This is a genomic window from Streptomyces sp. NPDC044033, from assembly GCF_056434425.1.
In genome coordinates this window covers 218,686-241,063 of record NZ_JBWKFF010000010.1, presented here as the reverse complement: position 1 = coordinate 241,063, position 22,378 = coordinate 218,686, and the positions used below count along the sequence as shown (strand labels likewise).

Genomic DNA, 22,378 nt, shown 5'->3' with positions numbered 1-22,378 from the left:
CCCGTCCGGCGATTGAGGACCCGGGCCCGGGCAAGGCGAACCAGGGCAGGGCACCGAACCCCAGCCCCAGCCCGCACCCGCCACAACACCGTCAGCCCGTCACACGGGCAATGGCCTCCGCCACCGAAAGCTCCTCCCGCTCCCCCGTCCGCCGGTCCTTGAGCTCCACGATGCCCTCGGCCGCCCGACGCCCGACGACCACTATCGTCGGGACGCCGATCAGCTCGGCGTCGGTGAACTTCACGCCCGGCGAGACCCCCGCCCGGTCGTCGACCAGGACGCGCGTCCCGGCCGCGTTCAGCCGCTCCGCGATGTCGAGCGCCAGCTCCGTCTGCTGGGCCTTGCCCGCCGCGACGATGTGCACGTCGGCCGGGGCGATCTCGCGCGGCCAGCAGAGCCCGGAGCCGTCGTGGGTCTGCTCGGCGAGCGCGGCGACGGCGCGGGAGACGCCGATGCCGTACGAGCCCATGGTGACGCGGACCGGCTTGCCCTGCTGCCCGAGCACGTCGAGCCCGAAGGTCTCGGCGTACTTGCGGCCGAGCTGGAAGATGTGGCCGATCTCGATCGCCCGGTCGAGCTTGAGGCCCGCGCCGCACCGGGGGCACGGGTCGCCCTCCTCGACGACGACCGCGTCGAGGTACTCGTCCACCTCGAAGTCCCGGCCGCACACCACATTGCGGGCGTGCGCGTCCGCCTTGTTGGCGCCGGTGATCCAGGCGGTGCCGGGCGCCACGCGAGGGTCGGCGAGGTAGCGGAACGCCTTGCCGGCCAGCCCCTGCGGGCCGACGTAGCCGCGCACGAGGTCGGGGCGGCCGACGAAGTCCTCGGCCGTCACCAGCTCCACGACGGCGGGTGCGAGGTGCTCGCCCAGCTTGCCGAGGTCCACCTCCCGGTCGCCGGGCACGCCGACGGCCGTGATCTCGCCGTCGACCTTGACGAGGAGGTTCTTGAGAGTCGCCGAGGCCGGCACGCCGAGGTGCTCGGCGAGGGTCTCGATGGTCGGGGTCTCGGGGGTGTCCAGCTCCTCGACCGGGCCGTGCTCGGTCTCGTCCACGGGCGGTACGACCGCGGTGACCGCCTCCGTGTTGGCGGAGTAGTCGCAGGCGGGGCAGTCCGCGAAGGTGTCCTCGCCGGCCGCGGCGGGGGCCAGGAACTCCTCGGACGCCGAGCCGCCCATCGCGCCGGAGACGGCGGAGACGATGCGGTAGTCGAGGCCGATCCGGGCGAAGATGCGGGTGTACGCCTCGCGGTGCAGGCGGTACGCCTCGGCCAGCCCCTCGTCCGTCGTGTCGAACGAGTAGGAGTCCTTCATCTGGAACTCGCGCCCGCGCAGCACGCCGGAGCGGGGGCGCGCCTCGTCGCGGTACTTCGTCTGGATCTGGTAGAGGATCACGGGCAGGTCCTTGTAGGACGTGCACTGGTCCTTGACCGTGAGGGTGAAGATCTCCTCATGGGTGGGGCCGAGCAGGTATTCGGCGCCCTTGCGGTCCTGGAGGCGGAAGAGCAGGTCGCCGTACTCCTCGTAGCGGCCGCTCGTCTCGTACGGCTCCTTGGGCAGCAGTGCGGGCAGCAGCACCTCCTGGCCGCCGATGGCGTCCATCTCCTCGCGCACCACCCGCGAGACGTTCTCCAGCACCTTCTTGCCGAGCGGCAGCCAGGTCCAGATCCCCGCGGAGGTGCGGCGGACGTAACCGGCGCGGACCAGCAGCTTGTGGCTGGCGGTCTCCGCGTCGGCCGGGTCGTCGCGCAATGTCTTCAGCATCATCGTGGACATGCGCTGGACGTGGGCCATGGTGATCTCCTGCGTGCGAAGTGGGATTCCCAGGAGATTAGCCGCCGCCACCGACAGCCGGGAAATGGGTTCCCCCCGGCCCCCTGTCCGGACCGCCGTTCACCTCGGCAGCGGCAGCAGCGCGCCCATCACCGCGTAGGCGCTGGGCGCGGACGGGAAGTGCACCGGCCGCGCCAGGTCGCGGTAGCCGAGCTTGCGGTAGAGGGCGCGGGCCGGGCTCTCGGTGTCGATGGCGGAGAGGATCGAGCGCGGTTCGTCGGCGCTGTCCGTGATGGTGGTGATCAGCGTCCGGCCGATCCGCCGCTTCTGGTAGGAGGGGAGTACGTGCAGCTCGGTGATGACGAAGGCGTCGTCCAGCCAGGCGTCGTTGCCCTCCCCGCGCAGATACGGTTCGACGACCGTCGCCCACCAGTGGTGGCGGTCGTTGGGCATGCCGTAGACGAAGCCGACGAGCCGCCCGTTCTCCGTGGTCGCGCCGAGCGCGCGGGCCCCGGGGTTCAGCAGGTGCCGCAGCACGATCTGGCGGCGTACGCCGATCTCGTCGTCGGTGAGCCCGAAGGCGAGCGCCTGCACGGCGAGCGCGTCGTCCACGCGCGCGGCGAGGTCGAGTGGACCGACCACGATGTCATCCATGCGGGGAGGCTACCGGTGCGGCGCCGTGCGCGTCCCGCCCCGCAGCCCCGTCGTCCCCGGCGATCCCGTCGGTCGTCGGCCGGTCGGGGCCGGTCATGGCCGGCGGCTCAGAACAGCACGCTCATGAACGCGCCGACTTCCCTGAAGCCGACGCTGCGGTACGTGGCGCGGGCCGCGGTGTTGAAGTCGTTGACGTAGAGGCTGACCACCGGGGAGACGTCGCGCAGGGCGTAGCGCAGTACGGCCGCCATGCCGCCCTTGGACAGGCCGCGGCCGCGGAATTCGGGGGCGACCCAGACGCCCTGGATCTGGCAGGCGCGCGGGGTGGCCGCGCCGATCTCGGCCTTGAAGACGACACGGCCGTCCTCGACGCGGGCGAAGGACCGGCCGGCGCTGACCAGTTCGGCGACGCGCGCCTGGTAGAGGAGTCCGCCGTCGCCCGCCAGCGGGGAGATGCCGACCTCCTCGGTGAACATCGACACGCAGGCCGGCATGATCACGTCCATCTCGTCCTTGCGGACGCGGCGGACGAGCGGGTCGGGGGCGACGTCCGGCGGCATGGCCTCGGCGGCCATGAGCGGCTGGTGGGCGCGGACCTCCCGGGCCGGTCCCCAGCTGGGCTCCAGCAGGGACCACAGCTCCGCGGCGGCCTCGGTGGGGCCCACGATGGAGGAGCAGCGGCGGCCGCTGCGGCGGGCGCGGTCGGCGAAGGCCCGTACGGCGGCGGGGCCGGCGCAGATGGGCACCAGGTTGGCGCCCGCGTAGCACAGGGACTCCAGCCTGCCGTCCATGTACCAGCCCCACATCTCGCCGCCCAGCCGCCAGGGGTCGAGCCCGGCGACCTGGACGCGTGCGGCGACGAAGGCGTTGGCGACCGGGTCGCGGTCCAGTACGGCGAGCGCCGCGTCGAGCTCTGCGGGCTCCAGGACCCTGGTGGTGGTCGTCGTCAACACGTGTCGGTTTGCCTCACCGGTTCGGGCCGCGGGCCATGGGGGATCAGGTCTTGGCACTGTACCTCGCGCGTCCGGCGCGGCATCGAGCGCGCGGCCGGACGCGACAGTGCCCCGCGCGGCGGGCGCGGGGCACGTGGGGCATGGGAGGCCGTACGGGCGCCCGTACGGCCGTGTGGCCGGTCCTGGGACGTACGGTGCGGCCCGTACCGGCGTGCAGAGCGGGCTGCCGGGCCACGCGGCCGGAAGCGGCCGCAGGGCCCCGGTGCGGGCCCCAGCGGTCTCAGCCGACGCTGACCGCGGGCTCGCCGGACATGACGCCGTCCTTCTCCATCTGCTCGGCGATCTTCATCGCCTCGTCGATGAGGGTCTCGACGATCTTCGATTCGGGGACGGTCTTGATGACCTCGCCCTTCACGAAGATCTGCCCCTTGCCGTTGCCGGAGGCCACCCCCAGATCCGCCTCACGCGCCTCACCCGGACCATTGACGACACAGCCCATCACCGCCACCCGCAACGGCACCTCCATGCCCTCCAACCCCGCCGTGACCTCCTCGGCGAGCTTGTAGACATCCACCTGCGCCCGGCCGCACGACGGACACGACACGATCTCCAGACCCCGCTCACGCAGCCCCAAGGACTCCAGGATCTGATTACCGACCTTGATCTCCTCCACCGGCGGCGCCGACAACGACACCCGGATCGTGTCCCCGATCCCCTCACTCAACAGCGCACCGAACGCCACCGCCGACTTGATCGTCCCCTGGAACGCCGGCCCCGCCTCCGTCACACCCAGATGCAGCGGATAGTCACACCGCGCCGCCAGCAACCGGTACGCGTTGACCATCACCACCGGATCGTTGTGCTTCACCGAGATCTTGATATCCCGGAAACCATGCTCCTCGAACAGCGAGCACTCCCACAGCGCCGACTCCACCAACGCCTCCGGCGTCGCCCGCCCGTACTTCTGCAGCAGCCGCCTGTCCAACGACCCCGCGTTCACCCCGATCCGAATCGGCGTCCCCGCATCAGAAGCCGCCCGCGCGATCTCCTTCACCTTGTCGTCGAACTGCCGGATGTTCCCCGGATTCACCCGCACCGCCGCACAGCCCGCGTCGATCGCCGCGAACACATACTTCGGCTGGAAGTGAATATCCGCGATCACCGGAATATTCGACTTCCGCGCGATCACCGGCAACGCATCCGCATCATCCTGCGACGGACACGCCACCCGCACAATCTGACAGCCCGACGCCGTCAACTCGGCGATCTGCTGCAACGTCGCACCGACATCCGCCGTCACCGTCGTCGTCATCGACTGCACCGAGACCGGCGCGTCGCCTCCGACGGCCACGGACCCGACCTGGATCTTGCGGCTGACCCGGCGGTCGGCGAGCTTGATCGGTACGGACGGCATTCCAAGTGAAATCGCAGTCATCTTGCGAGCAACCCCATGGTGTGGATCAAGGACCCGAGTTCGGCGGGCTCCGGTGTTCGAGATTACGGCACGGGATCAGTGGGAAGCACATCCCTCCCCGTTGTCCACTCGAACGTTGTCCACCCAAACGTAGACGGCCGGACACATAGCGCGTCCGGCCGCCGCAATCGGGTCTTTCGCCGCACTTTCGATCGGTGCGGCCGTACGGTCGACGCGCTAGGTGAGCCGCACCGGGTTGACGACGTCGGCGACGAGGACCAGCAGCGTGAAGCAGATGAAGACGCCCGCGACCACGTAGGCGACCGGCATCAGCTTCGCGACGTCGAAGGGGCCCGGGTCGGGGCGGCGGAAGACCCGGGCGAAGGCGCGGCGCACGGACTCCCACAGCGCGCCCGCGATGTGCCCGCCGTCCAGCGGGAGCAGCGGGAGCATGTTGAAGAGGAAGAGCGACAGGTTGAACCCGGCGACCAGGAAGAGCATCGTCGCGATCTGCTGGGACGGCGGAATGTTGAGGTTGAAGACCTCGCCGCCGACGCGGGCGGCGCCCACGACGCCCATCGGGGAGTCGGCCTTGCGCTGACCGCCGTCGAAGGCCGCGTCCCACAGGTCCGGGATCTTCCCGGGCAGGTTGATCAGCGATTCGACGCCGGAGGCGACCATGTCGCCCATCCGGTCCGCGGACTGTCCGAAGGACTGCTGGACGATGCCCGGCGCGGGGCTGAAGCCGAGGAAGCCGGCCGTGACGTACTGGCCGATGACGGGCTTGCCCTTGCCGTCGTACTTCTGCACCTGGTTGGGGATGAGGTCGGCGTGCAGCTCCTTGCGCTGCCCGTCGCGCTCGACGGTGATCGCCGCGGTGCCGGTGGTCTTGCGGATGTCGTTCTGGAGCGTCTCCCAGTCGTCGATCTTGTGCCCGTTGAAGGCGACGACCTTGTCCTGCGGCTGGAGACCGGCGGCCTTGGCCGGCGACGGCTTGGCTCCGGCCGGGCACTTGTCGGTCTTGGCCTTGGCCGTCACCACGCACTCGGAGACCGAGGAGACCTGGGTGGTCTGGGTGTTGATGCCGAACGTCATCATCACGCCGAGGAAGATCGCGACGGCCAGCACCAGGTTCATGAACGGCCCGGCGAACATCACGATCACGCGCTTCCACGGCTTGCGCGTGTAGAAGAGCCGCGACTCGTCGCCCGGCTCCAGCTCCTCGAAGGCCGCCGAACGGGCGTCCTCGATCATGCCGCGCCACGGGGAGGTGGAGCGCGCCGTGATCCTGCCGTCCTCGCCGGGCGGGAACATCCCGATCATGCGGATGTAGCCGCCGAGCGGGATCGCCTTCACCCCGTACTCGGTGTCGCCCTTCTTCCGCGAGAAGATCGTGGGCCCGAAGCCCACCATGTACTGCGGCACCCGGATCCCGAAGAGCTTCGCGGTCGAGAGGTGGCCCAGCTCGTGCCACGCGATCGAGAAGAGCAGGCCCACCACGAAGACGACTATCCCCAGGATGGTCATCAGTGTTGTCATGCGCGAGCCTCCGAGGTTGCGTGCGCTGTACGAGCGGTACGGGCGGCCAGTTCACGGGCCCGGGAGCGTGCCCAGGTCTCAGCCTGCAGGACGTCCGCGACCGAGAGGCGGGTTCCCGAAATGGGATTTCCGTGTTCCGAAACCACTTCGGCGACGGTATCGACAATCCCTGTGAACGGCAGCCGGCCGGCGAGGAAGGCGGCGACGCACTCCTCGTTGGCCGCGTTGAAGACGGCGGGCGCGGTGCCGCCCAGCGCGCCGACGTGGCAGGCCAGGCCGACGGAGGGGAACGCCTCGGTGTCGAGCGGGAGGAACTCCCAGGTGTGGGCCTTGGTCCAGTCCACCCCGGGCGCGGCGTCGGGGACCCGGTCCGGCCAGCCCATGCCCAGCGCGATGGGCATCCGCATGTCGGGCGGGCTGGCCTGGGCGAGCGTCGAGCCGTCCGTGAACTCCACCATCGAGTGGATGTAGGACTGCGGATGGACCACGACCTCGATGCGGTCGAAGGGGACGTCGAACAGCAGATGCGCCTCGATGACCTCCAGCCCCTTGTTGACGAGGGTCGCGGAGTTGATCGTGACGACGGGGCCCATGTCCCAGGTGGGGTGGGCGAGCGCCTGCTCCCGGGTGACGGCGGTGAGCTGGTCCTTCGTGCGGCCGCGGAAGGGGCCGCCGGAGGCGGTGACGACGAGCTTGCGGACCTCGCGGGGCGCGCCGCCGAGCAGCGCCTGGAAGAGCGCGGAGTGCTCGGAGTCGACGGGCACGATCTGGCCGGGCCGGGCGGCGGCCTTGACCAGCGGGCCGCCGGCGATCAGCGACTCCTTGTTGGCGAGAATGAGGATCCGGCCCGCTTCGAGGGCGGCCAGGGTGGGCGCGAGGCCGATGGAGCCGGTGATGCCGTTGAGGACGGAGTGGCACTCGGTGCGGGCCAGTTCGGTGGCCGCTTCCGGCCCCGCCAGGATCTCGGGCAGCGGCTCGCCGCCGTACCGCGCGGCGAGCGCCTCGCGCAGCTCGGCCGCCTTGTCCGCCTGGGCGACGGCCACGGCGCTCACCCGGAGCCGGTGCGCCTGCTCGGCGAGGAGCTCCACCCGGCCGCCGGCGGCCGACAGGGCGGTCACGCGGAAGCGGTCGGGGTTGCGGAGGACGACATCGATGGCCTGCGTGCCGATCGAACCGGTCGAGCCGAGGATGACGATGGAGCGGGGACCGCTCGGGCTTTCACACAGGGCGTCGGCCGGGGCGAATCGGAGATGCGGGTCAGCGAGGGAGTCCGTCATCCCCCCATTGTTGCCGCATCCGTTCCGGGGGTGGCACCGCGTCCCCCGGAACGGTGATCTCGCGTCCCCCCGGCACCGGCCGTGCGCGGGCGCGCGGCCGGTGCCGGTACTGGTGCCGGTACTGGTCCCGGTGCCGGTGCCGGTGCCCGGACCGTCAGCGGATCGGCCGGTGCAGGTTGTCGGTCCTGGCCGGGCCCGGGGTGGCGTCGGCGATCCAGGGGCCGTCGCCGCTCGGGTCGATGACACCGCTCTCCAGCCATGCGTACGTACCGGACATGACCCCCGAGACGACCTTGCGGTCGAGGTCGTCGGTGTTGGTCCACAGCCGGCCGAAGAGCTCGTCGACGCGGATCCGGGACTGGTGGCAGAAGGCGTCGGCGAGTTGGTACGCCTCGGCTCCGTGGTCGCCCTGGGTGCGCAGCATCTCGGCCCGTACGCACGCGGCGCTCATCGCGAAGAGTTCGGCGCCGATGTCGACGACGCGGCCGAGGAAGCCCTGTTTGGTCTCCATCCGGCCCTGCCAGCGGGACATGGCGTAGAAGGTGGAACGGGCGAGCCTGCGGGCCGCGCGCTCGGTGTAGCGCAGATGGCCGCTGAGGTCGCGGTGGCCGGGCGGGGCGAACTCGGCGTAGGAGTTCGGGAGCTGCCCGGGTCCGGCGACGAGTTTGGGCAGCCAGCGGGCGTAGAAGGCGCCGGCCTTGGCGGCGGCCCGGCCCTTGTCCGTCAGCGAGGTGTCGGGGTCGATGAGGTCGCCGGCGACCGAGAGGTGGGCGTCGACGGCCTCGCGGGCGATGAGCAGGTGCATGATCTCGGTGGAGCCCTCGAAGATCCGGTTGATGCGCAGGTCGCGCAGGATCTGTTCGGCGGGCACGGCGCGTTCGCCGCGGGCGGCGAGCGAGGCGGCGGTCTCGTAGCCGCGGCCGCCGCGGATCTGGACGAGTTCGTCGGCGATCAGGCAGCCCATCTCGGAGCCGTACAGCTTGGCCAGGGCGGCCTCGATCCGGATGTCGTTGCGGTTCTCGTCGGCCATCTGCGAGGAGAGGTCCACGACGGCTTCGAGGGCGAAGGTGGTGGCGGCGATGAAGGAGATCTTGGCGCCGACGGCCTCGTGCTCGGCGATCGGCTTGCCCCACTGCTCGCGCGCCACCGACCACTCGCGGGCGATCTTCAGGGCCCATTTGCCCGCGCCGACGCACATGGCGGGCAGCGAGAGGCGGCCGGTGTTGAGCGTGGTGAGCGCGATCTTCAGGCCGGCGCCCTCCGGTCCGATGCGGTGGGCGGCCGGGACCCGGACCCGGTGGAAGCGGGTCACGCCGTTCTCTATGCCGCGCAGCCCCATGAAGGCGTTGCGCCGCTCGACGGTGACGCCCTCGGCGGCGGCCTCGACGACGAAGGCGGTGATGCCGCCCTTGTGCCCCTCGGACTTGGGCACGCGGGCCATCACGACGAGGAGGTCGGCGACGACGCCGTTGGTCGTCCAGAGCTTGACGCCGTCGAGGATGTACGCGTCCCCGTCGGGCACGGCGGCCGTCGCGAGCCGGGCCGGGTCCGAGCCGACGTCCGGCTCGGTGAGCAGGAACGCGGAGATGTCCGTACGGGCGCAGCGGGGCAGGAAGGTGTCCTTCTGCTCCTGGGTGCCGAAGATCTTCAGCGGCTGGGGTACGCCGATGGACTGATGGGCGGAGAGCAGCGCGCCGAGGGCGGGGTTGGCGGAGCCGACCAGGGCCAGGGCCTTGTTGTAGTACACCTGGGTGAGGCCGAGTCCGCCGTACTTCGTATCGATCTTCATCCCGAGCGCGCCGAGCTCCTTGAGCCCGTCGATCGTCTCGTCCGGGATCTTCGCTTCGCGCTCGATGCGGGCGCCGTCGATCTCCGTCTCGCAGAAGGCGTGGAGCTTGGTGAGGAATTCCTCGCCGCGGTCCACGGCCTCCGGGTCGGGCATCGGGTGGGGGTGGATGAGGTCGAGCCGGAAGCGGCCGAGGAACAGCTCCTTGGCGAAGCTGGGCTTGCGCCAGTCCTGTTCGCGGGCGGCCTCGGCGACCTGTCGTGCCTCGCGTTCGCTCACGGGTCGTACGGATGGTGCGGTCATGAGGGCTCACCTCGCCGCGGCGTCGGGTTGTACCGATCGGCTACCGACCGGTGCTACTCGTCCGTATGTACCCGATCCGTACGGGCTCTACCAGTCCCCGCGCACAACGCGCGCGGGTCCGTGTCGAGCCGTGCCGGGCGCGCGGGCGATCCGGCCGGCCCGCGTGGGGGCCGGGGGCCGCGCGGGGCGTGGTCTCCGGCGCCCGGTGGCGGCGGACGCGGCCGGCGGGGCGGGGGAACGCGGCCGGCGCGATGGGTGCGGGGTTCGGAGCGCGCCGCGTTCGCACGACGGCCGGCGGGCGCCGCTCGTGCGGTGCCCGCCGGCCGTCCCGGCTTCGCGGAAGGGCCCAGAGGCCCGGGTCGAGGACTCAGAGGTCCAGATCGGTGAGGACCAGGACCCGCTCGTAGGTGTAGTCCTCCATCGCGTACCGCACGCCCTCGCGGCCCACGCCGGACTGCTTGGCGCCGCCGTAGGGCATCTGGTCGGCGCGGTAGGACGGCACGTCGCCGATGATCACGCCGCCGACCTCCAGCGCGCGGTGGGCGCGGAAGGCGGTCTGCACGTCGTGGGTGAAGACACCGGCCTGGAGGCCGTACGGCGAGTCGTTGACCGCGGCGAAGGCCGCCTCCTCGCCGTCGGTCTTCGTCAGGGTCAGGACCGGGCCGAAGATCTCCTCGCAGGCGGCCTTCACCCCGGCGGGCACGTCCGCGAGGACGGTCGGGGCGTACGAGGCGCCGTCCCGCTCGCCGCCCGCGAGGAGCTTCGCGCCCGCCGCTACGGCCTCGTCCACCCAGGACTCGACGCGCTTGGCGGCGTCCTCGCTGACCAGCGGGCCGACGTCGGTCGCATCGTCCGACGGGTCGCCGGTGACCTGCGCCTCGACGGCCGCGACGACCTTCGGCACGAGCCGGTCGTACACGCTCGCGTCCGCGATCACGCGCTGCACCGAGATGCAGGACTGGCCGCCCTGGTAGTTGGAGAACGTGGCGATGCGCTGCGCCGCCCGGTCCAGGTCGGCCTCCGAGGACCAGTCGGCGAGGACGACGGCCGCGCCGTTGCCGCCCAGCTCCAGAGTGGTGTGCTTGCGCGGCGCGGCGTCCAGCAGGGACCAGCCGACCGGGCCGGAGCCGGTGAAGGAGATGACCGGCAGCCGCTCGTCCGCCACCAGGCCGGGCATCCGGTCGTTGCCGACCGGCAGCACGCTCCACGAACCGGCCGGCAGGTCGGTCTCGGCCAGCAGCTCGCCGATGATCAGGCCGGACAGCGGGGTCGCCGGGGCGGGCTTGAGGATGATCGGCGTGCCGACGGCGAGCGCCGGGGCGACCTTGTGGGCGCACAGGTTCAGCGGGAAGTTGAACGGCGCGATGCCGAGCACCGGGCCGCGCGGGAAGCGGCGGGTGAGCGCGAGGCGGCCGACGCCGCCCGCGTCGGTGTCCAGCCGCTGCGCCTCTCCGCCGTTGAAGCGGCGGGCCTCCTCGGCGGCGAAGCGGAACACCGACACGGCGCGGCCGACCTCGCCGCGGGCCCACTTGACGGGCTTGCCGTTCTCGGCGGAGATCAGCCGCGCGATCTCCTCGGTCCGCTCGACGAGCCGCCGCGACACATGGTCGAGGGCCGCGGCCCGTACGTGCGCGGGGGTCGCGGTGAACGCGTCGCGCACGGCGTGCGCGGCGGCCACGGCCTCCTCGACCTGGGCCTCGGTGGGAACGCTCACCGTGCCTACGGTGCGCCCGTCCCAGGGGGAGGTGACGTCGAAGGTGTCCTCACCGGTCGCCTGCCGGCCTGCGAGCCAGAACGCGTGGATGGCGGCTGCTTGGGAGTCTTGGGGAGAAGGCACAGCGATCCCGGCCCTTCGGAAATGGTGCGGATGAATGACTTTCCCCACCGTAGGGGCCGTTCCGGCGGGCGGCGTTTGTCCAGCGCGTAGCAGTGGGCGTGCGGGGCGCGCCGCATTGTCGGATGCGGGCCGGTTGGTACCCGCCCGGGGCGGCGGCCCCCGCTCCGCGGGCGGGCCCGGTCAGCCCGAGGCCGGGACCGACGTCGCCTTGAGCGCCAGCCACAGCTCCATACGGACGTCCGGGTCGTCCAGGGAGCGGCCGAGGATCTCCTCGACCCGGCGCATCCGGTAGCGGAGCGTATGGCGGTGGACCCCGAGGTCGGCCGCGGCGGCGTCCCACTGGCCGTGCCGGGAGAGCCAGGCGCGCAGCGAGGCGACGAGGTCACCGCGGCCGGTGGCGTCGTGGTCGTGGAGGGCCCGGAGCATGCCGTCGGCGAAGGCCCGTACCGCGTCGTCGGCGAGGAGCGGCAGCACGGAGCCGGCGGCGACCTCCTCGTGCTCGACGAGGACCCGGCCGCGCCGCCGCGCCACCGACAGGGCCTGCTCGGCCTGGCGGTAGGCCCCCGCGGCGGCGATCGGGCCGGCCGGCGCGGAGAGCCCGACGACGAGGTCGTCGTCGGGGGCGGTGGCGGTGCGCCGGCGCGGCCGGGCCTTGGTGCCGCGGCGGGCCTCGATGGCCCGCGCGTGGGCGGCGCAGGCGGCGACGGCGGCGCCCCCGTCGGGGGCGAGCACGATGAGCCGCTCTCCGTCGGGGACGGCGAGCACCGATTCGCCGCTACGGGCCGCCGCGGACTCCACGGCGTCGGCGAGGACCCCGAGTGGGTCCGGGGCCGCCTCGGCCTCGGCGTGCTCCGCGGATTCGGCGCTCTCGGCGGCGGCTCCGGCGGCGGCCTCGGCCACCAGCATCCGGAACGGCGCGTCGAGCAGTTCGCCGTAGAGCCCGCCCGCCACGGCCCGGGCGTGGTCGGGCTCGCCCGCGAGGAGCATCCGCAGCACGGCCGCGCCCAGCCGCTGTTCGGCGTCCTGGAGGGCGCGGGAGCGCTCGGTGGAGAGGGTGAGCAGCGCGATGGCGGAGTGCACGGCGTACCGCTCGGCGGTGCCCAGCGGCGCGCCCGTGCCGACGGCGAGGACGCCCCGCGCGCGGCGGCCGGTGCCCAGGGACTGGAGCTCGACCCGGTCCGCGCCCTCGGCCGCGGCCCACCCGGCGTCGTCGGCGTCGCCGTCACCGGCTTCCTGCGGGTCGCCGCCGACGACCGCGCTGGCGGGTGCCGGGCGCTCCCGCAGCCGCTCGACGTCGCCGCCGAGCCGGGCCGCGCGGCGCGCGGCCCATTCGGGGGCGGCGGCCACCAGCGCCCCCGACGCGTCGTAGAGCGCGGCCCAGCCGTCGAGGTGGGCGGCGAGCCGGGCGAGCAGGGCGGCCGGGCCGTCGGCGCTGAGGGCCGCGCGGGTCAGCTCGCGCTGCACCTCGAAGCCCGCGGTCACGGCGCGGTAGGTCTCGGCGGCGATGGCCGCCGAGACGGCCTTGCTGATGGCGAGGAACGGGGTGCGGCGCGGCACCGCGAGCAGTGGCAGCCCCTCCTCCTTCGCGGCCTCGACGAGCGGTTTCGGCACCTGCTCGTAGTTGACGCCGACCGCGAAGCCGAGGCCGACGACGCCCGAGCCGACCAGCCGCTTCACATAGCGGCGCATGGCGGCCGGGTTCTCCGCGTCGATCTTCATCGCGGTGATGAGGAGCAGTTCGCCGCCCTCCATCCAGGGCACCGGGTCGGCCAGCTCGCTGACGTGCGCCCAGCGCACCGGGGTCTCCAGCTTGTCCGCTCCCGCGAGCACGGTGAGCTTGAGCGCGGAGTGGTGGACGAGTGAGGCGAGCGTGGGAGGCATGGCACCTTCGCGGAGCGTTGCTGCGATTGCGCCGTCCCGTATGAACGGCTCCCCTCGATTCTGCCTCAGCGGAGGATTGCCTGGGGAGGAGTCGGCCCCCCGGTCCTGTCAGCGCGGGCCGGACGGGCCCGGTGGCCGCAGGTCCACCAGGACCGGCGGCGCGCTCGCGCCCCGTACCGAGGTCACCGAGAGCACCGCGTGGCCGGCCGGGACGGAGTGCGCCAGCTCCGAGGCGGACCAGCGCTCGCGCTCGACCTTGCGGGTGGTCACCGACTGGGCCGTCACGGCCCGGCCCGTGACCAGGCGGCGCACGACGTGCGTGGCGCGGGTCAGCGGCTCGTGGGCGATGATCTGGCGGTCGGTGATGTCCCGGTCCTCCACCCACTCCTTGCCCCAGACCTCGGCGAACCGCGCGCCGTCCCAGGTCGTCACCCCGCTGAACGCCATCCGGCAGCCGACCGCGCCCAGCAGAGCGGAGCGCAGCGCGTCGGGGACGTCGTCGAGCGTACGGAGCGCGAGGACGGCCCCGGCGTTCGCGGACCGCAGCCGCTGGAGGCCGCGCAGCGCCTCGGCGGTGACGGTGCTGGTGGCGTCGTCGAGGACGAGGCAGGCGAACAGCGACCGGTCGCCGCGCCCCACCGCGCACTCCGTGAACTGGGCGAGTACGAGCCGCGCGAGCATCCGGGACGCCTCGGTGTGGCCGCGTTCGGGCAGGTCGACGCGGACCCGCAGGGGGTGTTCGAGGGCGCGCAGCGAGAACGGCGCGGTGCCGGCCGCGTGGTGGAAGGAGTGCGCGAAGGCGGGCCGGTCCAGGAGCGCGAGCCGGTCCGCGAGCGTCGCTCCGATGTCTCCGGGGCGGTTCGCCTGCCGCTCGCGGGCGTCGAGTTCGCGGGCGTGGGTGTGCTGCCCGGCGGCGAGCAGCCGCTCGCGCAGGGCGGCGCGCGCGGGGCCGGCGGTGCCGTTGGCGGCTGGTTCGTCCAGCAGTTCGCGGAGTTCGGGGACGGTCGGGTAGCGGTCGTGGGCGGCGCGGAACGGGCCGAGGAGCTGGGCGAGGGCGGTCGCCGCGCGGCGGCCGTCGCCGCCGGGGAGGGTGGCCGCGAGGTCGCCGACGAGCGCTTCGGCGAGGATGCCGGCCGCCTCGTCGGGGTCGTCGGCGCCGCCGTACAGGTCGAGGGCGTAGCCGGAGTCGGGGCTGCCGATCTTGATGACGACGTCGAAGGAGCCGTCCGGCGCGAGGCCCGCGCCGTACGCGCCCACCGCCACGACGGCGGCCCGCCCGGCGAGCGCCTCCAGGCACAGCGACTCCACCGCGGGCCGCACCAGCCGCCCGGTCTTCCCGCAGCCCGGCGGCCCGACGGCGAGCAGCGAGGTGCCGAGCAGCGCCGGTTCGAGTGCGTATCCGGCGCCCCGGTGGTCGTACGGGTTGCGGGGGTCCTCGACCGCGGTGCCGATGCGCACCTGGCGGGCGACGAGATCGTGGTGGCAGGTCCGTACGGGCAGGTCGCGCGCGCCGGAGGGGTGGGCGCAGGCGGCGGCGCCGTGGCGCAGCACGGTGTCGGTGAAGGCGGCGAGGCGGCCGGGCCGGGCCCGTACGGACTGCCAGGCGCGGTCGATACGGGCGTGGTCGACGTCCGTCATCGCCCCGGCGCGCGCCTCGGCCGCCAGCCGGTCGGCGGCGTCGGGGGCGCCCGCGGCCCGCAGTTCGGGCCACTGGGCCGGGTCGCTCTGCGGGGCGGGCGGGGCGGCCGGGGCGTCGGCGTCGTCCCACATGCGGCGCAGGGCGGGGGCCGCGTACCGGCGCCAGACCTGCGGCCAGCGGCCGAGGCGGCCGAAGATGACGGCGATCACGCAGATGACGAGGGCGAGGTAGACGCGCTGGGCCCACCAGCCCGCGCCGTACTCGCCGCCGCCGGCCTGGAACCAGGAGTCGGGGGTCAGCAGGGTCAGCGGCCAGTACCAGTATGCGCCCAGGTAGTTGTTCCACAGCAGGGACCAGAGCAGCCAGGCGCACAGCAGGGCCACGACGGCGCCGCTGATGAGCTGGCGGCCGGGGATGGCGTCGGGCTCCTCGGGGGGCTTCGGCCGGTAGCGGAAGGTCCAGATGCCGGGGCCGGCGGCGGGGCGCGGGGCGCGCAGCCAGGTGAGGAACGGCGGCTCGGCGGCGGGCTGAGCGGATGGCGGCGCGGGGGGCGGGGCGGTGGGAGCGGCAGGGACTGCTGGGACGGCAGCAGCGGCGGGAGCGGGAGGGACGGCGGGGGCGGCAGGAGCCTCGGTGGGCGGGGCGGGGACCGGCCGTGCCTGGTCGGGCACGTCGGCGGGCGGACCCGTCGGGCCGGGCCACGAGCCGCTCCGTGTGCCGCGTGAGTCGTATGTGCCTTCGGTGTCCATCCGCTGCCCCTCGCCCCCGACCGGAGGTCCTGTCCGTGTGCGCGCCGCCGTTCAATCTACTGTTCCCGCGAGGGGAGTTCACCGACCCTGGCGGAGCCGCACCGGCCCCGCGCCCATGATCACCCGCAGCGTACGCGGGGGAGGGCGCGGAGGAAACGGACAGTGGGGCCCCGGCGCCATAGCCGTCGCGGACAAGGCGACGCGCCCACTTCTCCCTAACGGAACATGCCTCCCCCGCCCCGTCGCCCCTAGCCTGCGACTAAACGCCCCCTTTCGCCCCTCTCCCTGGAGCCCAGCCATGACTGAACTGTCCGGAGGCCCGTCCCTCCCCCAGGAGCGCCGCATCGTCACCCCGATCCCCGGCCCCAAGTCCCAGGAGCTGCAGGCCCGCAGGGCGTCCGCGGTGGCGGCCGGCGTCGGCAGCACGCTGCCGGTGTTCGCCGCGCGCGCGGGCGGCGGGGTGATCGAGGACGTGGACGGCAACTCGCTCATCGACTTCGGCTCCGGCATCGCCGTGACCTCGGTCGGCTCCTCCGCCGAGGCCGTGGTGCGCCGGGCGTCCGCGCAGCTCGCCGACTTCACCCACACCTGTTTCATGGTCACGCCGTACGAGGGCTACGTGGCGGTCTGCGAGCAGCTCGCGGAGCTCACGCCCGGCGACCACGCCAAGAAGTCGGCGCTCTTCAACTCCGGCGCCGAGGCCGTCGAGAACGCGGTGAAGATCGCCCGCGCGTACACCAAGCGGCAGGCCGTCGTCGTCTTCGACCACGGCTACCACGGCCGTACGAACCTGACGATGGCGCTGACGTCGAAGAACATGCCGTACAAGAACGGCTTCGGCCCCTTCGCGCCCGAGGTGTACCGGGTGCCGGTGGCGTACGGCTACCGCTGGCCGACCGGCCCGGAGAACTGCGGCGCCGAGGCGTCCGCCCAGGCCATCGACCAGATCAGCAAGCAGATCGGCGCGGAGAACGTCGCGGCGATCATCATCGAGCCGGTGCTCGGCGAGGGCGGCTTCATCGAGCCGGCCAAGGGCTTCCTGCCCGCGCTCTCGAAGTTCGCCGCGGACCACGGCATCGTCTTCGTCGCGGACGAGATCCAGTCCGGCTTCTGCCGTACCGGCGAGTGGTTCGCGTGCGAGGACGAGGGGATCGTCCCGGACCTGATCACCACCGCCAAGGGCATCGCGGGCGGCCTGCCGCTCGCCGCCGTCACCGGCCGCGCCGAGATCATGGACGCGGCGCACGCGGGCGGTCTCGGCGGCACGTACGGCGGCAACCCGGTGGCGTGCGCGGCGGCGCTCGGTTCGATCGAGACGATGCGCGAGCTGGACCTCGTGGGCCGGGCCCGGCACATCGGGTCGGTCATGAAGGGCCGGCTGGCGGCCATGCAGGAGAAGTTCGACATCATCGGCGACGTGCGCGGCCGCGGCGCGATGATCGCCATCGAGCTGGTGAAGTCCGGCACCAAGGACCCCCACCCCGAGGCCACGGCGGCGCTCGCGAAGGCGTGCCACCAGGAGGGCCTGGTGGTGCTCACCTGCGGTACGTACGGGAACGTGCTGCGTTTCCTGCCGCCGCTGGTCATCGGCGATGAGCTGCTGAACGAGGGCCTGGACATCATCGAGAGCGCGCTCGGCGCGGTCTGAGGAGGCCCAGCGGCTTACGGGCCGCCCGGGCGGCCGGTGGGCCTGACGGGGTGCCACCGCAGCCCGAGCTGGTCGGCGGACCTGACGGGACATCATCGAAGCCCGGACGGTCGGCTCGTCACCGTGGCCCAGGCGGCTCACTGGACTGACAGATCGTCACCACCTCTGAGCGGTACGTGCTCCTGACCGATCGTCACCGCGGCCCGCGCCGCCGGCCGCGCGTGAAGAGAATGTGCGGGGCGGGTGGCGGACGGGTGACACGGCTGTCCGGCCCGCCCCGCCTGCCGTACGGTTTCTGCGGATGAGAGAAACACCTCGCCCGCAGGAGACTGTGGGCGGAGCCGAGCCGGCGCTTCCCCAGCCCCGACCCGGCCGTGCCTCGCGCACATAGGCGGAGTCCTGGACTCCGGATCTCCTCACCGATCGGATGGCCGCCCGTCCCACACCCCCCGGGGCGCGCGGCACCGGTCAGCACGGCGGCCCCGGGACTCTCCCCCCCTGTTCCGGGGCCGCCCCCCTCTCCTTCGCTCCGTACGCTTCTCGCGTGCTGCTCTCCCCGCTGATCCCGTCACTGTGCGCGCTGCTCCTCGCCCTGCTGTCCTGGCAGGTGGCGGCGGACGGGCCGGTGCGCTCGTTCGACGAGCGGCTCGGCCACTGGCTCGCGGACGGTTCTCTCCCCTCTCCCGCCGCGCAGTTCTTCGCCGACCTCGGCAACACGGCGGTGGCCCTGCCCGTACTGGTCCTCGCGCTGGCGTACGCGGCCTGGCGCGGGCGCCGCGCCCGCGCCCCTCGGTGGTGGCTGCCCCCGCTCGCCGCCGCCCTCGCGATGGCCGCGGTGCCCGCGCTCGTCGTGCCGCTCAAGGCATGGATCGCCCGCCCCGGACCGCCGCGGATGGCGGGCGGCGCGCACGAGGGCTTCTTCCCCTCGGGGCACGCGGCCACGGCGGCGGTCGCCTACGGTGCCGCGGCCCTGCTCCTGCTCCAGTACGCCCGTGAACACACCCGTACGCGCCGGCTGCCGCCGTTTATCGCGTACGGGCTGCTTAACGTGGCGGTCGGCGTGGGTCTCGTACGCCAGGGCTACCACTGGCCGCTGGACGTCGTGGGCGCCTGGTGTCCGGCCGTCGTGCTGCTGTGGTGCCTGCACCGGGCCCTCGTCACCTGCCGTCGTCCCGGGCCTGCCCGGCCGCTGCCTCGTGCATCGCGAGCTCCAGGACCACCGGGTCCGTGAGGGTCCCCTCGCCGTCGGGCACGACGATCCAGCGGACGCCGCCGGTGGCGCGCCCCGGGTAGGGGACGACGATCCAGGTGCCGCGCCCGGCCCCGCGCACTCCCGTGGCGAGCCATCGCGCCACCGTGCCCGGCGGCACGAAGAACCCGAGCCGGGAGTCGCCGAAGTCCGCGAGCACCGGGCCTGGCCGGTCGATGAAGCGGGAGAGGACGTCCAGGGTCGGGTAGCCGAGATCGCCGGGCAGGATCAGTACGTCCCAGAGCCGGCCGGCGGGCAGCAGCGCCACCCCCAAGGGGTTGCGTTCCCACTCCCACCGACAGGCGTCGGGGTCCGGTGCCACCGACGCCAGCCATTCCACCGCGTTCTTGGCACCCGCGCCGCCGTCCATGTCCAAGCCTCCATTCCGTTACCGCTTGTCGTGCGTTCACGGGTGAGAGGCCGAACGGAGAGGATCATTACGCGAGTTCGGGCTACCAGTTGGTAGTGACTTGGCGCACAGGACACGGACAGCCGTGCGCCCCCGGCGTGCCGAGGGCGCACAGGGCACGGGCCCGGGCACCCCACTGGACCTGTCCGGTGCGTTGTCAGTGGCGGCTGCCAGGATCTCCGTATGAACGACGAGGGCGGGACACCCGGAGCTGGGCGCGTATCCGCTGAACACGGGGCGCCGGGTGCGCGTCGAGGCCGGCCCGGTGGACCGGATATGGGGCATCGGGCCGGCGGCGGACGACGAGCGGGCGCGGGATCCGCAGCGCCGGCGCGGGCTGAACCTGCTGGGGTTCGCGCTGGTGGAGACGCGTCAGCGGTTGGCGTCCGGGCCCAGGACGTGCATGGGGGCGGACATATGGACGCCGTAGACGTCGTCAGGATCGTCGCGGGTGCTGTGGTGGGGACCGTCGTCGGCTGCCTGGACGTAGACGCAGACCAGTACCGCCGTGGCGGCGAGCGCGGCGGCGCCCAGGATGATGCCCGCGAGGGACTGGCCGGCGGTGTCCGACTCCCCTCGCTTCGCCTTGCCGCGGCCGATGATTCCGAAGATGAGGGCCAGCACGCCGAGTACGACCCCGAAGACGACGGTCGGCGACAGGACCAGGCCGACTATGCCGAGGACGAGGGCGGCGATGCCGAAGCCGTTGTCGGCCGCCGGGCGGGGGGCCTGCCAGCCGTAGCCGTAGGGCGGCTGGGCGGCGGGGTAGCCGTAGCCGGGGGCCGGTGCGCCCGGCTGCCCCGGGAACGCCTGGCCGTGGGGCGGCTGTCCGTACGGGCCCGCCCCGTACGCGCCCGTTCCGTACGGGACGGGCGCGCCGGGGCCGGTCGGCGCGATCGGCGGGGGCGGCACGGAGCCGGGCAGCCCCAGCGCGGGAGGGGGCGGTGCGAACGGCGCGCCGGGGTGCGGGACCGGTCCCGGGCCGCCGCCGCGCTCGAAGCTGTCGGGGGGCGGGGCCGTTGTCGGACCTGGGCCTCCGGCGTGCCCGGACCCGCCGAGCCCGGTGGCGCCCGTCGCCTGCCCGTACTCCGGCGACGCGGGCGTCAGCGGCGCGGAGGGCTTCTCCAGCCCCACACGCGGTGCTCCGCGCGGCTCCGGCGGCGCCCACGGGTCACGGTCCCGCGGCTCCGACGGCTGCTCACCGGCCTTGTCGGCGATGTCGGCCATGGCCCTCCCCTGTCGCTTTTCCGTCATGCTACGGCCTGAGCTCTATGGCCGCGCCCGCCCCGCATACGATGATCCGAACCTACTTTCCCACCTTTCACCAGCAGCTATCCGGAGGCTCCAGGTGTCCGATCTCGCTCCCTTCATCGCCGGGCTCCCCAAGGCTGAGCTACACGTGCACCATGTCGGCTCGGCGTCCCCGCGCATCGTCTCCGAACTCGCGGCCCGGCACCCCGACTCCCCGGTTCCCACCGACCCCGAGGCGCTCGCCGACTTCTTCACCTTCCGCGACTTCGCGCACTTCATCGAGGTCTACCTCTCCGTCGTCAGCCTGATCCGCGACGCCGAGGACGTCCGGCTGCTGACCTACGAGGTCGCGCGGGACATGGCCCGGCAGAACATCCGCTACGCCGAGCTGACGGTCACCCCGTACAGCTCGACCTCCCGCGGCATCCCGGACGCCGCCTTCGTGGAGGCGATAGAGGACGCCCGTACCGCCGCGGAGGCCGACCTCGGCGTGCGGCTGCGCTGGTGCTTCGACATCCCGGGCGAGGCGGGCCTCGCCGCCGCGGAGGAGACGGAGCGCATCGCCACGGCGCTGCGGCCGGAGGGGCTCGTCTCCTTCGGGCTCGGCGGTCCCGAGATCGGTGTGCCCCGCCCGCAGTTCGCTCCCTATTTCGAGCGGGCCATCGCGGCGGGCCTGCACTCGGTGCCGCACGCGGGCGAGACGACGGGCCCCGAGACCATCTGGGACTCCCTCACCGACCTGCGCGCCGAGCGCATCGGCCACGGCACCAGCGCCGTCCGGGACCCGAAGCTGCTGGCCCACCTGGCGGAGCACCGCATCCCGCTGGAGGTCTCCCCCACCTCCAACATCGCCACCCGCGCGGTCGCCACGCTGGACGAGCACCCGCTGCGGCAGATGGTCGACGCGGGCGTCCTGGTCACCATCAACAGTGACGACCCGCCCATGTTCGGCACCGACCTCAACTCGGAGTACGCCATCGCGGCCCGCCTCCTGGACCTCGACGCCCGGGGTGTCGCGGCCCTCGCGAAGAACGCGGTCGAGGTGTCCTTCATGGAAGCGGCGGACAAGACGAAGCTGGCCGCCGAGATCGACAGCTACACGGAGGCGGCGCTGCGGTAGCGCTCCACCGCGTTGGCCACAATGGGCACCATGATCTGCACCGCCGTCGCCCACCGGGGCGACCCCTACGTACGGCGTGAGAACACCCTCCCCTCCATCCGCTCCGCGCTGCGGGCGGGTGCCGGGGCCGTGGAGATCGACGTCCGCCTCACCCGCGACGGCGTGCCCGTGCTCCTCCACGACGCGACCCTCGGCCGCCTCTGGGGCCATGAGCGGCCGCTGGCCCAGCTCTCCGCGGCCGAGGTCCGGGGGCTGACGGGCGGCGGCGTCCCCACCCTGCGCGAGGCCCTGCACGAGATCGCGGAGACCCCGGCGGCCCGGGCGTTCATCGACTTCCCCGACCCGTCGGCCGTACCGGCCGCGGTCGCCGAGGTCCACGCCTGCGGCGCGGCCGAGCGGGCGTACTACTGCGGCGGGCCTGCCGCCATGCTCACCGTCCGCCGCGCCGACCCCGCCGCGGAGACGGCCCTGACCTGGACGACGCTGGCCCCGCCCCGGCCCGTGCTCCTCGCCGAGGTGCGCCCCCGCTGGCTCAACTACCGCTTCGGGCTCGTCTCGCCGGGCCTGGTCGAACGCAACCACGCCGACGGGCTCCTGGTCTCCGCCTGGACCCCCGACACCCGCCGCTCGATGGCGCGCCTGCTGCGCGCGGGCGTCGACTCCATCACCACGAACCGGGTGGACGCGCTCTGCGCGCTGCTCGGCCGGCGAAGCGCGCTGGCGCGCCGCGGCAGCGCGAAATAGCGGGCCGTCGCGGAGAAACGGGCTGTGGGGGGGGGGGGGGGGGAGAAAAGACCCCACCCAAACCCAACCCCCCCCCCCCCCCAACCCGCCCCCCCCCTCCTCCCACCTTTCCCCTCCCCCCCCCCACCCAGAAAACCCCCTCCCCCCCCCAACC

16 protein-coding genes and 1 pseudogene are annotated in these 22,378 nt (G+C 73.3%); 5 read left to right on the top strand and 12 right to left on the bottom strand.

All coding sequences use genetic code 11. The features are described from left to right. Nucleotides 1-91 precede the first annotated feature (91 nt). The 10 genes from AC07AB_RS19970 to AC07AB_RS19925 all read right to left on the bottom strand — a co-directional run bounded on the left by AC07AB_RS19970 (nt 92) and on the right by AC07AB_RS19925 (nt 15,803). A complete protein-coding gene (locus tag AC07AB_RS19970; RefSeq protein WP_478568429.1) occupies nt 92-1,792 on the bottom strand; it encodes a proline--tRNA ligase in 1,701 nt (566 codons plus the stop codon). Between the two features lie 99 nt (nt 1,793-1,891). Beyond that, nucleotides 1,892-2,425: a GNAT family N-acetyltransferase gene (locus AC07AB_RS19965; RefSeq protein WP_478568426.1), complete on the bottom strand. Its 534-nt coding sequence runs from the start codon at nt 2,423-2,425 to the stop codon at nt 1,892-1,894. Nucleotides 2,426-2,532: 107 nt separating this feature from the next. Continuing rightward, nucleotides 2,533-3,378 (bottom strand): GNAT family N-acetyltransferase, encoded by an 846-nt coding sequence (locus tag AC07AB_RS19960; protein WP_478568423.1) that lies wholly within the window; start codon nt 3,376-3,378, stop codon nt 2,533-2,535. Between the two features lie 280 nt (nt 3,379-3,658). Then, nucleotides 3,659-4,813 carry a flavodoxin-dependent (E)-4-hydroxy-3-methylbut-2-enyl-diphosphate synthase gene (gene ispG / locus AC07AB_RS19955; protein ID WP_478568420.1) on the bottom strand — a complete coding sequence of 385 codons (1,155 nt, stop codon included), beginning with the start codon at nt 4,811-4,813 and terminating at the stop codon, nt 3,659-3,661. A gap of 216 nt (nt 4,814-5,029) precedes the next feature. Next, complete coding sequence (locus tag AC07AB_RS19950; protein ID WP_478568417.1) at nt 5,030-6,331, bottom strand: M50 family metallopeptidase; 1,302 nt, start codon at nt 6,329-6,331, stop codon at nt 5,030-5,032. Next, the gene (gene dxr, locus AC07AB_RS19945) at nt 6,328-7,608 is read right to left on the bottom strand and encodes a 1-deoxy-D-xylulose-5-phosphate reductoisomerase (protein WP_478568414.1); all 1,281 of its coding nucleotides are present in this window, start codon (nt 7,606-7,608) and stop codon (nt 6,328-6,330) included. The genes AC07AB_RS19950 and dxr overlap by 4 nt, the downstream gene beginning before the upstream one ends. Before the next feature lie 154 nt (nt 7,609-7,762). Beyond that, on the bottom strand, nt 7,763-9,697 hold the full coding sequence (locus AC07AB_RS19940) for an acyl-CoA dehydrogenase family protein (RefSeq protein ID WP_478568411.1): 1,935 nt from the start codon (nt 9,695-9,697) through the stop codon (nt 7,763-7,765). A gap of 367 nt (nt 9,698-10,064) precedes the next feature. After that, nucleotides 10,065-11,534 carry an aldehyde dehydrogenase family protein gene (locus tag AC07AB_RS19935; protein ID WP_478568408.1) on the bottom strand — a complete coding sequence of 490 codons (1,470 nt, stop codon included), beginning with the start codon at nt 11,532-11,534 and terminating at the stop codon, nt 10,065-10,067. Between the two features lie 180 nt (nt 11,535-11,714). Further along, complete coding sequence (locus tag AC07AB_RS19930; protein WP_478568405.1) at nt 11,715-13,415, bottom strand: PucR family transcriptional regulator; 1,701 nt, start codon at nt 13,413-13,415, stop codon at nt 11,715-11,717. 108 nt (nt 13,416-13,523) lie between these two features. Beyond that, complete coding sequence (locus tag AC07AB_RS19925; RefSeq protein ID WP_478568402.1) at nt 13,524-15,803, bottom strand: type IV secretory system conjugative DNA transfer family protein; 2,280 nt, start codon at nt 15,801-15,803, stop codon at nt 13,524-13,526. 298 nt (nt 15,804-16,101) lie between these two features. Between AC07AB_RS19925 and gabT the strand changes: the two genes are divergently transcribed. Together gabT and AC07AB_RS19915 are read left to right on the top strand one after the other, a co-directional pair. Beyond that, nucleotides 16,102-17,451 (top strand): 4-aminobutyrate--2-oxoglutarate transaminase, encoded by a 1,350-nt coding sequence (gene gabT, locus AC07AB_RS19920; RefSeq protein WP_478568399.1) that lies wholly within the window; start codon nt 16,102-16,104, stop codon nt 17,449-17,451. Between the two features lie 544 nt (nt 17,452-17,995). After that, a complete protein-coding gene (locus AC07AB_RS19915; protein ID WP_478568396.1) occupies nt 17,996-18,682 on the top strand; it encodes a phosphatase PAP2 family protein in 687 nt (228 codons plus the stop codon). On the opposite strand, the gene AC07AB_RS19910 is transcribed toward AC07AB_RS19915, so the two are convergent. Continuing rightward, nucleotides 18,609-19,070: a hypothetical protein gene (locus AC07AB_RS19910; protein ID WP_478568394.1), complete on the bottom strand. Its 462-nt coding sequence runs from the start codon at nt 19,068-19,070 to the stop codon at nt 18,609-18,611. The genes AC07AB_RS19915 and AC07AB_RS19910 overlap by 74 nt on opposite strands. A gap of 241 nt (nt 19,071-19,311) precedes the next feature. On the opposite strand from AC07AB_RS19910, the pseudogene AC07AB_RS19905 reads away from it, so the two are divergent. Further along, nucleotides 19,312-19,539 (top strand): annotated as a pseudogene (locus AC07AB_RS19905) (NADAR domain-containing protein); the annotation flags it as partial. Here the strand turns inward: AC07AB_RS19905 and AC07AB_RS19900 are convergent. Then, nucleotides 19,482-20,336: a DUF4190 domain-containing protein gene (locus AC07AB_RS19900; protein ID WP_478568392.1), complete on the bottom strand. Its 855-nt coding sequence runs from the start codon at nt 20,334-20,336 to the stop codon at nt 19,482-19,484. The pseudogene AC07AB_RS19905 and the gene AC07AB_RS19900 overlap by 58 nt on opposite strands. Before the next feature lie 121 nt (nt 20,337-20,457). Here AC07AB_RS19900 and AC07AB_RS19895 point away from each other — a divergent pair, with 121 nt between their 5' ends. Together AC07AB_RS19895 and AC07AB_RS19890 are read left to right on the top strand one after the other, a co-directional pair. Beyond that, nucleotides 20,458-21,480: an adenosine deaminase gene (locus tag AC07AB_RS19895; protein ID WP_478568389.1), complete on the top strand. Its 1,023-nt coding sequence runs from the start codon at nt 20,458-20,460 to the stop codon at nt 21,478-21,480. A gap of 21 nt (nt 21,481-21,501) precedes the next feature. Further along, nucleotides 21,502-22,224: a glycerophosphodiester phosphodiesterase gene (locus tag AC07AB_RS19890; RefSeq protein ID WP_478568386.1), complete on the top strand. Its 723-nt coding sequence runs from the start codon at nt 21,502-21,504 to the stop codon at nt 22,222-22,224. Nucleotides 22,225-22,378 lie beyond the last annotated feature (154 nt).

Bases quoted from the DNA above. Each gene is read 5' to 3' on its own strand.
- AC07AB_RS19970 (WP_478568429.1), bottom strand. From the start codon at position 1,792: ATGGCCCACGTCCAGCGCATGTCCACGATGATGCTGAAGACATTGCGC.
- AC07AB_RS19965 (WP_478568426.1), bottom strand. From the start codon at position 2,425: ATGGATGACATCGTGGTCGGTCCACTCGACCTCGCCGCGCGCGTGGAC.
- ispG (WP_478568420.1), bottom strand. From the start codon at position 4,813: ATGACTGCGATTTCACTTGGAATGCCGTCCGTACCGATCAAGCTCGCC.
- AC07AB_RS19950 (WP_478568417.1), bottom strand. From the start codon at position 6,331: ATGACAACACTGATGACCATCCTGGGGATAGTCGTCTTCGTGGTGGGC.
- dxr (WP_478568414.1), bottom strand. From the start codon at position 7,608: ATGACGGACTCCCTCGCTGACCCGCATCTCCGATTCGCCCCGGCCGAC.
- AC07AB_RS19940 (WP_478568411.1), bottom strand. From the start codon at position 9,697: ATGACCGCACCATCCGTACGACCCGTGAGCGAACGCGAGGCACGACAG.
- AC07AB_RS19930 (WP_478568405.1), bottom strand. From the start codon at position 13,415: ATGCCTCCCACGCTCGCCTCACTCGTCCACCACTCCGCGCTCAAGCTC.
- AC07AB_RS19925 (WP_478568402.1), bottom strand. From the start codon at position 15,803: ATGGACACCGAAGGCACATACGACTCACGCGGCACACGGAGCGGCTCG.
- gabT (WP_478568399.1), top strand. From the start codon at position 16,102: ATGACTGAACTGTCCGGAGGCCCGTCCCTCCCCCAGGAGCGCCGCATC.
- AC07AB_RS19910 (WP_478568394.1), bottom strand. From the start codon at position 19,070: ATGGACGGCGGCGCGGGTGCCAAGAACGCGGTGGAATGGCTGGCGTCG.
- AC07AB_RS19900 (WP_478568392.1), bottom strand. From the start codon at position 20,336: ATGGCCGACATCGCCGACAAGGCCGGTGAGCAGCCGTCGGAGCCGCGG.
- AC07AB_RS19890 (WP_478568386.1), top strand. From the start codon at position 21,502: ATGGGCACCATGATCTGCACCGCCGTCGCCCACCGGGGCGACCCCTAC.